This is a genomic window from Bacteroidales bacterium, from assembly GCA_013314715.1.
Taxonomy (GTDB): domain Bacteria; phylum Bacteroidota; class Bacteroidia; order Bacteroidales; family GWA2-32-17; genus Ch61.
On the sequence record JABUFC010000017.1, the window covers coordinates 44,804 to 57,357 of the forward strand.

Here is a 12,554-nt window from a genome sequence, read left to right on the forward strand (position 1 = left end):
TTAAGCAATGAAAAACAAAAGTTTAATTTCAATTCATGATTACACCAAAGAGGATTATTTTAAAGTACTCGAATGGGCTGAAATATTTCAGAAAAATCCCAAAGAGTACCAAAATTTACTAAATGGTAAGGTCGTTGCAACGCTATTTTTTGAACCTTCGACCCGTACTCGCTTGAGTTTTGAAAGTGCTGTTCAGCGAATGGGTGGACGAATTATAGGTTTTTCAGACCCTGGTTCATCGAGTGTTCAAAAAGGGGAATCGCTCAAAGATACCATTCTTACAGTGGCTCAATATTCCGATTTGATTGTAATGCGTCATCCTATTGAGGGAAGTGCTCGCTGGGCAAGCGAAGTGTCGCCTGTGCCTATCGTAAACGCTGGCGATGGAGCCAATCAACACCCAACACAATGCTTGTTAGACTTATTTACCATTAAAGAAACACAACACCGTTTAGACAATTTGACACTTACTTTTGTGGGAGACTTAAAATATGGCCGTACCGTACACTCGCTGATACAAGCAATGGCTAATTTTAATCCTACCATCAATTTAGTTTCGCCCGAATCATTGAAATTGCCTAATGAATATAAACTGATGCTCAAGAAGCATAATATTAAATATCATGAATATAATGACTTATCGGGTGTTTTAAAAGATTCTGATATCGTTTACGTTACACGAGTTCAACGTGAGCGTTTTTCAGACCCAATTGAATACGAAAAAGTTAAAAATGCTTATGTGTTAGATGCTTCGATGCTTGTCGATACCAAGCCCAACCTAAAAGTATTGCACCCACTGCCACGTGTAAACGAAATCAGTGTTGATGTGGACGATACCGATAAGGCTTATTATTTTCAACAGGCTTTGAATGGGGTTTATACCCGTATGGCTATTATTTCATTGATTCTTGGACTTAAAAATTAATTTTACTATGGAACCTAAAAAAGAACTTGTAGTTAGTGCTATTAAAGACGGTACGGTTATCGATCATATTCCCGCCAAAAGCTTATTCAAAGTAATTTCTATTCTCGATTTAAACAAAATTGAAACACCTATAACCATTGGGTCAAATTTGGAAAGTAAAAAGTTGGGTAAAAAGGGAATTATTAAAATATCAGACAAATTTCCGAGCGATAACGATTTAAATAAAATTGCTCTTTTTGCACCTGAAGCCAAAATTAATATTATTCGCAATTACAATGTTGTTGAAAAAAAGGTAGTTCAGGTACCCGATTACATCGAAGGGATTGTTAAATGCATGAATCCTAAATGTATCACCAATTTTGAGCAAGTAAAAACTAAATTTGAGGTGATTGATAAGAAAAATGTTGCTTTAAAATGTAAATACTGCGAAAAAATTACCGACCAAGATCATTTTGAAATGAAATAACAATGAAATGGGAGCTTTGAGTTCCCATTTTTTTATTTCGACATAGCTTTCTTTTTAAGTTCTTCCGGCATTTTTTCAATTGCATATCGTAATGCGGTTCGAGGCATAATATGTTTTCTTTGTATAATAAATTCAAAAATATCTTGTTGATGAGCTAATGAAGCGACTTTTAACATCCAACCATACCCCTTTTGTACCATATCATCTTTGTCTAATAAAAGCATATTGGCAATTTCGAATATATCGTTGAGAAACATGCCTTTTTTAGCCGGTATAATAAGGCTTACTGCCGAGGCTCTTTTTACCCAACGGTTTTCGGATTGGGTAAACGTTTTAAGCCGACTAATAAATTCGGGATACATTTCTAAAAAAGTGCCAACGGTATGATTGCATAAGGTATCGCAGGTAGCCCAATTATGGACATATTTTTTTATCCATTGTTCAAATATTTCAAAATCGGCAGGCATATACTTTTTGTGAACATTATACGACCACTGGCATGCAATAAAGGAGGCTTCGAGATAACCCGATTTAAATAGTTCTTCACAAAGTTGAAAAATTTCAATTTTCTCTAAATGCTTAATTTCTTTATAAAGCTCTTTGCTTATTTTTATGGTGTCTGTGGCTTTTACCCCATAGGGTTTAATGGATTCTTTAAAATACCTAAAAGTTCCTTGTTTAACATTGGGGCTGCTATGCCTTATTAATTCCTGATGAACTTTTTGAATGATATTTTCCATCGTTATATTTTCTTCAAAAATAATAAAAAAACTAAAATTGCATAGAATAGAATAAAAATGTAGTTTTGTCGTTATTTTGCCAGTGAAGCAAATTCAAATCATAGCGTTCAATGTTCCTTATCCTGCCGATTATGGCGGTGTTATCGATGTTTTTTATAAAATTAAAGCGTTAAAAGAAGCCAGAATTGCGGTAATACTTCATTGTTTTGACTATGGCAGAGGCACATCGCCCGAATTAGAAGCATTGTGCGAGCATGTTTATTATTATCCTCGCTCCAAATCGTTCATATATCAGTTTTCGAAGTTACCTTTTATAGTAAAAACAAGGAGTAATCGCTTATTGATTGATAATTTGAATCAATATACTGATATCCCAATTTTGGCAGAAGGTTTGCATTGCACTTTTCCGCTTTTTGCTGATCAATGCAGAAACAACGATTTTTATGTCAGAACTCACAATATAGAGCATGCATATTACGAAGGTTTAAAAGCAACTGAAACTAATATTGTAAAAAAAAATTATTTTTCGCTGGAAGCTAAAAAATTGAAATCATACGAACAGGTTTTAAAGAAAGCAAAAGGTATTCTTGCCATTTCGCAACGTGATAACGATTATTTTTCAGCATTGAATACAAATACCCAATTGGTTACTCCGTTTCATCCTTTTCAAAAAGTTGAAATTAAAGAAGGAAAAGCTGATTATGTGCTTGTACACGGCGATTTATCTGTTTCAGAAAATATTCATTCTTTGCAATGGCTAATCAATAATGTTTTGTCAAAAATTAAGCATAAGGTTATTATTGCAGGTAAAAATCCTTCTCAAAAATTGATTTTGCATATTCAAAAGCATAAAAATATACAGTTAATAGCGAATCCGTCTTTCGAGAAAATGCAGGATTTGATTGCCAATGCTCAAGTTCATGTGGTACATTCGTTTTTACCGCAAGGAATGAAGCTAAAGCTACTGAATGTTTTATTTCATGGACGTCATTGTATTTGCAACGAAGCTGTGGTTTTAAATTCGGGCTTAGAGTCGTTATGCCATATAGCCAATGATGCTGAAACTATAATACAGTATATAGATGGTTTGATGCTAGAACCTTTTACCGAAAATAATATGCGTAACCGTAAAGATATGTTATCTTTGTTCTCAAATGAATTGCAGGTTGAAAAAATAATAAAATTCTTAAACTTATAATTGTGGGAGTTATTCGCAAACAAACTATACAGGGCACTATTTACACCTATTTGGGTGCAGGTTTAGGAGTGTTTACCAATCTTATTTTGTTGGCTTGGTTTTTTACACCAGAACAAATTGGTTTGTTAAACATTTTAGTGGCTTATTCGTTACTTTTTGCTCAGCTTGCTAATTTGGGGTTTGATAATATAACTATACGTCTATTTCCATATTTTAGAGATAAAGCAAGTGGTCATCATGGCTTTTTCTCAATAATGACAAAAGTTTTAATTATTGGTTTATTTTTGTCCATATTAATTTTTATCGTAATATTTCCATTGCTTTCTAATAATGACGAAGGTAATCGATTATTTAGGCATTTAGGTATGTATGTTATTCCTTTAATTGTATCAACGTTATTTTTTAATTCACTTGATACTTATTCGCGTGTTTTATATAAAAGTGTTAGAGGTACTTTTTTGAAAGAAGTGTTGCAGCGAATTTTTATTATTATTGCTATTGGGTTATATATATGGCTACAGTTTTCATTTGATTTATTTGTATTGTTATATGTTTTGGCATTGTCGATTCCTACATTAATTTTATTTTATTTACTTTATAAAGAAAAAGAGTTGAGTTTCAAAATGGAACCCAATTTTATATCTCCTAAACTTAAAAAAGAAATGTGGTCGGTAAGTTTATTTGGTATAATAACTGTATTTTCAAGTACAATAGTTGCCAATATCGATAAAATAATGATTCAGCAATATCTCGATTTAAGTCAAACGGGTCTTTATTCCATAGCATTTTTCTTTGGTGTTATTATTACTATGCCATCAAGAGCACTTACAAAGATTTCTTCAACGGTTGTTGCAGAATCATGGAAAAATAACGACACAGTAACTATTTATCAAATTTATTACAAAAGTTGTATTAACCAATTGTTATTTTCGCTCATCTTATTTTTGGGTATTTGGGTTAATATTGATGCATTGTTGATGTTTTTGCCCTCTAAATATGCTCATATTCAATGGGTAGTGTTTTGGATTTGTTTAGGTAGTTTTATCGATATGGCTACGGGTATTAATAATACCATTATTGGAACATCGCCTTACTATAAAGCTCAAAGCTTATTTATGTTAATATTTGTTTTAATTATAATTGCTACCAATGCTATTTTTATTCCTTTACATGGTATTACGGGAGCTGCTTTTGCCAGTGCCTTATCGCTTTTATTATTTAATCTTATTCGTTGGCTTTTTTTACTATTTAAATATAAGATGCAGCCTTTCGATTATAAGTTTTTGTTGACTATTTTAATTGGGTTAATAGCTTATTTTGCGGCATATGCAATTCCTGAAATAAAACCATTTTATTTCGATATTTTAGTTCGAAGCATTGTTTTGGCTATAATATATGCTCCATTAGTCTTTTTATTTAATATTTCTGCTGATGTTAATCAACGCATAAATATTTATTGGAGCTGGTTACGAAATAAGATACTAAAATAAAAGTGTTTAAAAAGGTAGGTTTTCATATATAGCGTTTAGTGTTTCTAATGAATTTAAATTGAATTTTGTATCTAAATGGTAATGATAATAACTAAATATGCTATTTAAAAATGATTGTTTAAGTTTTCTGCTGATTTTAAGTTTTGCTAATTCATCATTTTTATGGGATAAAAATATATGCCATAATTCAGAAATCTGAAGTTCATTGTTATGAGTATAAATGTTGTGAGTAGTAAAATTGGCATGGGGTATGTCAAATAATCGATTGTTGGTTGAAAAATTATTTTCTGGTTCAATTCCTAAATAATTTAATAATTTAATTAATGCAATGAAGTGATAATTATTACATTGTTCGCTGGGTATATGTTCTAATTCAATAATCCACTCTTTGATAAAAGAGTAGAGTGAATATTCAGAATGAGGGTATTTTAATAATTGATATAAAACCTCACTCATAAATTGTACAATGCTTATTTTATGAAAGTCATCGCGAATAGATAGTAAAAGAAAGTCGCTATGGAGGTTTGAAATAAATTGAATTTCACTCTGAGGTTTTAATTTAATGTTGGCATTGATGATATTGAGCGGAAAAATAAAAGCAGCATGATTATTTTTAGGATTAGTTTTTTTCTTAATCATTGCAGGCATGAAGCCATAGTCTAATGTATATAAGTAAAGTATATTGAATGTGTCGTTGTAAGGAAGTCGTTTTAATATGATACCTTCAATGGTCTGTTGCATAACAGATGTAAAAGTAAGTAATAACTACTCATAAAATATTCATTTGTAAAAATAAAAATGAACAATAAAATGTTTATTGCTTTTTATATATTTTTATGTTGTTATTTCTTAAACATGCTTTGAAACAGATAGGGGAGTATGCCAATAAAAAGAAATACTGCTATAGGCCAAAGACCGAGAAAATTAGGAATATGTTGTTGCTTAAAAGCAAAGTAAAGATAAAAAGTAAAAATAAAGCTGACAAAGATTATGCCTACTATTATGGTTAAAAAAGCAAGGAGTTTACTTGCCGAGGGGTAATAGGTTAATTGTCCTTCGGGATTTATGCGTTTTGATGCTAAGGCTTCGCGTAGGCTAAATCCCCCTCGCTTTAAAAAGATACAAAGTAAGAGCATGATGAAAAAAATGGTAAACAAAGGGCTCAACACAAGAATTTTGTGTGATAGCGGTAATTGTCTGACGATGTTATTCCGGATTTCTTTGTTTTTAATTACCTTAATTTTTTTGGTATGATTTCCTTGCAGGTTTTGAATCAATACATCTTCGTCCAATGAGTTGGGAACTGTTTTTAAGACTTTTAATTCCATTTCGACCACGTTTAGACGTTTTTCTAAACTGTCAATAGGTATAGAAGGTTTTGACCAAGAATTAAAAACAAAAAATAACAAGCTAAAGGTAAGTAACAATGTTTTCATAAGTTAAATTTTTAATTGAACGAAAGTTACAATAAATTTTTGAATTGACAAAAATATTTTTTATCAATCATTAAATTTAAGGATTAGAGTATAGAACATGGGGCATTATTCGCCCATGTCCATTTCCATATTCATTTCTTGTTGGCGTTGACGTTCTTTTTGCTTTATACCTTCGTTGATTTTATAGGTAAAGGTTATATACAGAATACGAGTTTCGCGTTTAAATTCCATTATTGCTTTTAGGCTTGGGTCATCGGTTTTAACTTGGAACTTCATCGTATTGAAAATATCGCTTAAACGTATGGATAACGAAGCTTTTCTGTCCCATAATTCTTTTCTAAGTCCGGCATCAACAGTGTAAAAACCGGTTCTTGTGGCTTGAGCCATCACCGAAGGACCGTTAAACATGCCGTTGAGTTGCATGGAGAAATTTTTGGGCAAAAAGAATGAAGCATTAAATTTGGCATCGTACGAAAGCATGGAGTTTGTTAGGTCGTTGTCGCCATCGCTACCAATAACTTTGGTATTGTAATACGAAAAGGTTCCCATGAGTCGCATAAATTTGACAGGTTGGGTACTTATAATAAACTCTAAGCCATAAGATTCGGCTTGGCTCATGTTGATTGGATAAACGGTTACAATGCCTGTTGTATCGGTTTTGCGATATCTGCTAACTACATTATCGGTAGTTTTATAGAAAATTTGCGAGGTTAGCGAAAGCTTTTTCCAATCTTTAATATGCCCGAATTCGTAGGAATTAATATACTCGGGCTTTAGATCAGGGTTGCCCATATGCCAAGTGAGTGGGTCTGATTTGTCAATAAAAGGATTGATTGAATGAGGGTCGGGGCGATTGATCCTTCGGCTATAGCTTATTTGGAGTTTATTGTCGTGTGGAAGGCTATAGCTGATGTGTGTACTTGGGAATAGGCAAAAATAATCGCGTTTGAAAGTATATCCTGTAGTTTTTTGGTTTCCGTCTTGAACTGTTTCTTCGGCTCTTAATCCTATTTGAATGCTGAATTTTTTCCATTCTTGCGATAGTGTTGCATAACTAGCATAAACATAGTCGCTATAAATAAAATGATTGGAAAGATTGGTGTCTTTTTTAAAGTCAGTAACAAGGGTATCGAAATTATAAAAGAAATAATTTCCGTCGCTTGTTCGCATCATGACCTTAATTCCTGCATCTAAGCGTGCTTTTTCTGAAATGGGGTGTACATAATCGCTTTGAAAGGTTAAATTTGTGAAAGTATTATTGCTAGTTGATTTTTGAGCAGGGGTAGTATAAATGGGTACAAAATTGTATTGACTATAATTTTCATTATTGTTGAATATTCCTCTTGAAAAGTATAAATCGCTGGTAAACTCGCGCATGGGTTCTTCGAATTTCTTTTTGTAGCTTAACGATAAGTCAATGTTGTTGGATGGGTTGGTTGATTTTTCATCGCGTTGATAATATTGGGTTGTACTGTTGGTTGATGAAAGTACTTTGTTAATAGAATAATCATTGCCATTTCTTTCGCCAACTCTATAGGTCGCTGTAAAGTTAATGCTGTTAAAGGGATTGAAATTATAATCGAAACCTCCTTTTATGTTATGCGAATAATTTTGATTGTTTCGAGTTGAAGTAATAATCGTATGCGAAAGCAGGGAGTCATTAAAATAAAAATATCGGTCGTGGTTGCGGTATCCATTGCGGTCGTCGTTTCGATAGTCGTAACTAAAAAACAGATTGGTTTTATTCACTCTTCGGTTTATGCTGAGTGTGCCTCCATATTTTTTCATGGTGCCGTAGTTTAAGGTTACAAGTCCGTTGATGCCTTGTCGTTTTTCTTGTTTAGTTACAATATTTAATATCCCTGCCATACCTTCGGGATCGTATTTAGCTGATGGGTTAGTGATGATTTCGATGCGTTCGATGGTACTTGCAGGAATTTGTTCTAATATGGCAGCTTTGTCGCCGGCGCTAAGTGTTGAGGGCTTACCATCGACAAGAATGTTGACGTTGGTGCTTCCACGTAAGCTTACATTACCATCCATATCGACCTGAACAGAGGGTGTGTTTCGCAAAATGTCGGTAGCATTGCCACCGCTTGTAACAATGTTTTTATCAACATTGATAACTTTTTTATCCAGTTTAAATTCAACCATGGGTTTGTCGCTTTTTACCTCCACTTCGCCTAATTGCGTAACAGCAGGTTTGAGCATGATGGTACCAATATTAACCGATGGGGTTTGAGGATTTACTTTAGCTGTTGTTATATAACGATCGTAACCAATAAAGTCAATCTTAATTTTGTAAAAACCTGGTTTAAGTTTTTCAATTTTAAAAAAACCTTTTTCGTCGGTAATACTTCCTCCTGCAAGGGTAGAGTCTTTCATTCTAAATACGCTGATATTAGCATAAGGCATGGGCTTTTTACTTTGTTCATCTAAAACTTTACCCGAAATATCGCCTTCAAAATTTTGAAAATTAGGACGTTCTTGTGCTATTGCTAATTGAGCATGCATTAAAATCAAGACAAAAATAACAGAAACCTTCATATTGTTTTATATTTTAACAAGCCTTTAGACGTAAAGAACGTCCCAAGGTTTAATAGAATGTTGAAAAAAAATATAATCTTTTAAATATCAAAATGATAAAAATCAAGTTTTCAACTTTAAATCTTTTTAGAAATGGTATGTTAAGAAAATGTTATATCTTTGGCACTTATTTTTAAAATAATCGAAATATATAAGTTCATGAAAGATAGTTTGTTGCAAAAAAAGATGGCTGCTTATACTGCACCTCAAGAGGTTATGAATGCTGGCATTTATCCTTATTTCAAGACTATTGAATCGGGACAAGACCCAGAAGTTATATATAAGGGTAAACGTATGTTAATGTTTGGTTCAAACAGTTACTTAGGTTTAACCAGTCATCCCCGAATAAAACAAGCAGCTATTAAAGCAATAGAAAAATATGGTACTGGTTGTGCCGGGTCGCGTTTTTTAAATGGAACGATCGATTTACATCTTGAATTAGAACGTCGTCTGGCCGAATTTGTTCATATGGAAGATGCCCTTGTTTTTGCTACTGGTTTTCTTACCAATCAAGGCGTTATTTCATGCTTAACCGGACGACACGATTATATTATTATTGACGATTCCGACCATGCCTCCATCATTGAAGGAACTCGTTTGAGTTTTTCTAAAGTTTTAAAATACAAACATAATAATACCGAATCGTTAGAAGATGTATTGTCAGATTTGCCGGCTGATAAAATAAAAATAATTATTACCGATGGAGTTTTTAGCATGGAAGGAGATATTGCTCCTTTGCCCAAAATTGTAGAAATTGCCAAAAAATATGGTGCATCGGTAATGGTGGACGATGCGCATGGATTAGGTGTGTTAGGTAAAAATGGATCTGGTACCGTTAATCATTTTGGCTTAGAAGGCGAAGTTGAACTAATTATGGGGACTTTCAGTAAATCGTTGGCAACGGTAGGAGGGTTTATTGCAGGCTCAAAAGAATTGATTAACTATGTAAAGCATAATTCACGTGCATTAATATTTACAGCTAGCCTTACACCAGCATCGGTAGCGAGTGTGATTGAAGCATTGAATATTATTCGTGATGAACCTCAACGTATTGATAAGCTTTGGGAAAATACCAATTATGCTAAAAAGGTATTGTCTAAAGCAGGATTTGATACTGGACATAGTCAAACACCAGTTATTCCTTTATATATACGCGACGATCAAAAAACCTTTATTTTTACTCAAATGTTAGCTGATATGGGAGTATTTGTTAATCCCGTTATTAGCCCTGCTGTTAAGCCCGAAGATAGCTTGATTCGATTCTCACTCATGGCAACGCACGAAAAACATCATATTGACGAAGCTGTTGAAAAGTGTGTAAAAGTAGCTAACAAATTAGGAATTCTTAAATGACTTGGAAAGAATATTTTAAATATTATAAATTTAATATATTCGTTGTTTTTATATTATTTATTACTACTTTAATTTTTATTTATAATTTTTTACAATTTATTGAGAGTCGGCAAGGAGTTATATTAAACGACCCTTTTTTAAGTCTATTGCCTTCGTCAAATGTTTCGGTTCCTCTCTTTATGTTGACCTATTCGGGGACTTTGTTAGGTGTGGGTTATGTATTACGTAAGCCCGATTTAACTATCATTACAGCATTGACCTATATGTTTATTTTATGGTTACGCATGACGTGCATGTATTTTACTCCGCTCGAACCTCCGCTTAATATTGTTCCTTTGAGGGATTTTGTACTCGAAAGTACATTTTACTCGGGTAATGTGAATCTTAAAGATTTGTTTTTTTCGGGGCACACCGCTTCGATGTTTTTGTTTTTTATGGTAATACCAAACAAAAAAGTAAAATGGATATATTTGATTATTACTTTTTTAGTAGCAAGCTTGGTATTGATTCAACATGCTCATTATACGATTGATGTATTAGTTGCTCCCGTTATGGTTTGGTTCGCTTATTATATGGCGAATATTGTTTATCGTTTTTGCTTTGTAAGAAAATAAATGTAAATTTGCCTAAAAAAAAACTATGTTTAGGCAAGACGATCTAGAACAAATTAATAAACAAGGAATAAGTATTAACGAAATTGAAAAACAACTCCATTATTTTCGTCAAGGTTTTCCATTTATATGTTTAGCAAAACCAGCTACTTTAGGTGATGGCATTTTTGTTTTAAATGCAGAAAATGAAATAAATTTTATTAACCTCTATAACGAATACACTCATCAGCATAAAATTTTAAAGTTTGTTCCGGCTTCTGGAGCTGCAAGTCGAATGTTCAAAGATTTGTATGCCTATATCGAAAACGAAAAAACATTAGGTCAATTGCCTTCGGTTCAGCAAGTTATAGAGCATATCGAAAAATTTGCCTTTTACAATGTATTGAAAAAACTTTTGTCAGAAGCAGGATTTGAAATTAAAAAAGTGGATGCCAAAAAACTAGTTGAATTTATACTTACCCATAAGGGTTTGAATTATGGTATGTTGCCAAAGGCGCTTATCTTATTTCATCGTTACAGCGATGGTGATCGTACTTCGCTAGAAGAACATTTAGTCGAAGGAGCATTATACGCTTATTCAAACAAAAAAGTCTATTTGCATTTTACGGTATCGCCTGAACACCGAACGGCTTTTGAAGCACGTATTAGTCAAACTATCGAAAAATACGAAAAAGAATATCAAACTACATTTGAAATTGCTTATTCTATTCAATCTCCGGCAACCGATACCATTGCCGTTGATATGGAAAATAATCCGTTTAGGGATAAAAATGGGAAATTGGTTTTTCGTCCGGGTGGGCATGGAGCATTGATTCATAATTTGAACAAGTTAGATGCCGATTTGATTTTTATTAAAAATATTGACAATGTAGTGCCCGATCGTTTAAAAGATGAAACTATTCGTTATAAAAAACTTTTAGCGGGGTTTCTTATTTTTCTTCAAGATAAATTATATACTTATCAGCAGTGGTTCGATGAGAATAAAATTACACCCGAAAGGATTGCAGCCATAAAGGATTTTTATAAAACTTATTTCCACGTTGATATTAATGCTTTTACACTAGAACAAATTAAAGCTATGCTGTTTAGACCCTTGCGAGTTTGTGGAATGGTAAAAAACGAAGGCGAACCCGGTGGCGGACCTTTTTGGGTAAAAGACAAAACGGGTGCTATTTCGTTGCAAATTGTAGAATCTTCGCAAGTTGATTTTAATAATGCAGAACAAACTCAAATTTTTAAACAAGCAACGCATTTTAATCCTGTTGATTTAGTTTGTTCAATTAAAAATTATAAGGGCGAAAAATACAATTTGCTCAATTTTATTGATCACGAAACTGGTTTTATTTCGCAAAAATCTAAAGATGGCAAACCGCTTAAAGCATTAGAGTTACCAGGACTATGGAATGGTGCTATGGCTTTTTGGAATACCATTTTTGTTGAAGTACCCATGATAACTTTCAATCCTGTGAAAACCATCAATGATTTATTGCGTCCACAACATTTAAACGGTTAAGCTTAATATTCAACTATTCGAATTTGACCAATTTGCATTAATTTTTGATTAAAAATTGGTTAATATAATTTTTTTGCTATAATTTTATAACTTTCAAAAAGTATAAATTGAGTCCTTTGCAAGGCTATTAACATGCAAATATGTGATTGTTAATAACTTATTGATGTTTTTATTTAAAATTCCAGAAATAATGGTTATTTTAGCGTTATGAAATTAGAAAAATCAGGAAATATGAC

Annotated in this window: 11 protein-coding genes; 7 read left to right on the forward strand and 4 right to left on the reverse strand. The window is 32.8% G+C overall.

The features are described 5' to 3' along the window. Positions 1-7: 7 nt before the first annotated feature. Both pyrB and HPY79_05595 read left to right on the forward strand, forming a co-directional pair. Positions 8-925 (forward strand): aspartate carbamoyltransferase, encoded by a 918-nt coding sequence (gene pyrB, locus HPY79_05590; GenBank protein NSW45267.1) that lies wholly within the window; start codon positions 8-10, stop codon positions 923-925. 7 nt (positions 926-932) lie between these two features. Next, on the forward strand, positions 933-1,391 hold the full coding sequence (locus HPY79_05595) for an aspartate carbamoyltransferase regulatory subunit (GenBank protein ID NSW45268.1): 459 nt from the start codon (positions 933-935) through the stop codon (positions 1,389-1,391). 32 nt (positions 1,392-1,423) lie between these two features. Here HPY79_05595 and HPY79_05600 read toward each other — a convergent pair whose 3' ends face one another. Beyond that, positions 1,424-2,131, reverse strand: a complete 708-nt coding sequence (locus HPY79_05600; protein ID NSW45269.1) for a DNA alkylation repair protein — start codon at positions 2,129-2,131, stop codon at positions 1,424-1,426. Positions 2,132-2,213: 82 nt separating this feature from the next. Here HPY79_05600 and HPY79_05605 point away from each other — a divergent pair, with 82 nt between their 5' ends. Both HPY79_05605 and HPY79_05610 read left to right on the forward strand, forming a co-directional pair. After that, positions 2,214-3,329 carry a glycosyltransferase gene (locus HPY79_05605; protein NSW45270.1) on the forward strand — a complete coding sequence of 372 codons (1,116 nt, stop codon included), beginning with the start codon at positions 2,214-2,216 and terminating at the stop codon, positions 3,327-3,329. A 2-nt stretch (positions 3,330-3,331) separates the two neighbouring features. Beyond that, complete coding sequence (locus HPY79_05610) at positions 3,332-4,819, forward strand: oligosaccharide flippase family protein (GenBank protein ID NSW45271.1); 1,488 nt, start codon at positions 3,332-3,334, stop codon at positions 4,817-4,819. A gap of 6 nt (positions 4,820-4,825) precedes the next feature. Here HPY79_05610 and HPY79_05615 read toward each other — a convergent pair whose 3' ends face one another. From HPY79_05615 to HPY79_05625, 3 genes are all read right to left on the reverse strand, one after another. Then, on the reverse strand, positions 4,826-5,560 hold the full coding sequence (locus HPY79_05615) for a recombination protein O N-terminal domain-containing protein (protein ID NSW45272.1): 735 nt from the start codon (positions 5,558-5,560) through the stop codon (positions 4,826-4,828). Between the two features lie 101 nt (positions 5,561-5,661). Next, the gene (locus tag HPY79_05620; GenBank protein NSW45273.1) at positions 5,662-6,255 is read right to left on the reverse strand and encodes a hypothetical protein; all 594 of its coding nucleotides are present in this window, start codon (positions 6,253-6,255) and stop codon (positions 5,662-5,664) included. Positions 6,256-6,360: 105 nt separating this feature from the next. Continuing rightward, positions 6,361-8,802 (reverse strand): TonB-dependent receptor, encoded by a 2,442-nt coding sequence (locus tag HPY79_05625; GenBank protein NSW45274.1) that lies wholly within the window; start codon positions 8,800-8,802, stop codon positions 6,361-6,363. A gap of 198 nt (positions 8,803-9,000) precedes the next feature. On the opposite strand from HPY79_05625, the gene HPY79_05630 reads away from it, so the two are divergent. The 3 genes from HPY79_05630 to HPY79_05640 are packed head-to-tail and all read left to right on the forward strand — an operon-like array spanning position 9,001 to position 12,318. Next, positions 9,001-10,194 carry an aminotransferase class I/II-fold pyridoxal phosphate-dependent enzyme gene (locus HPY79_05630; protein NSW45275.1) on the forward strand — a complete coding sequence of 398 codons (1,194 nt, stop codon included), beginning with the start codon at positions 9,001-9,003 and terminating at the stop codon, positions 10,192-10,194. After that, positions 10,191-10,808 carry a hypothetical protein gene (locus HPY79_05635; protein NSW45276.1) on the forward strand — a complete coding sequence of 206 codons (618 nt, stop codon included), beginning with the start codon at positions 10,191-10,193 and terminating at the stop codon, positions 10,806-10,808. Before HPY79_05630 ends, HPY79_05635 begins: the two co-directional genes overlap by 4 nt. Positions 10,809-10,833: 25 nt before the next feature. After that, positions 10,834-12,318, forward strand: a complete 1,485-nt coding sequence (locus HPY79_05640; GenBank protein ID NSW45277.1) for a DUF4301 family protein — start codon at positions 10,834-10,836, stop codon at positions 12,316-12,318. The last annotated feature ends 236 nt before the right edge of the window (positions 12,319-12,554 follow it).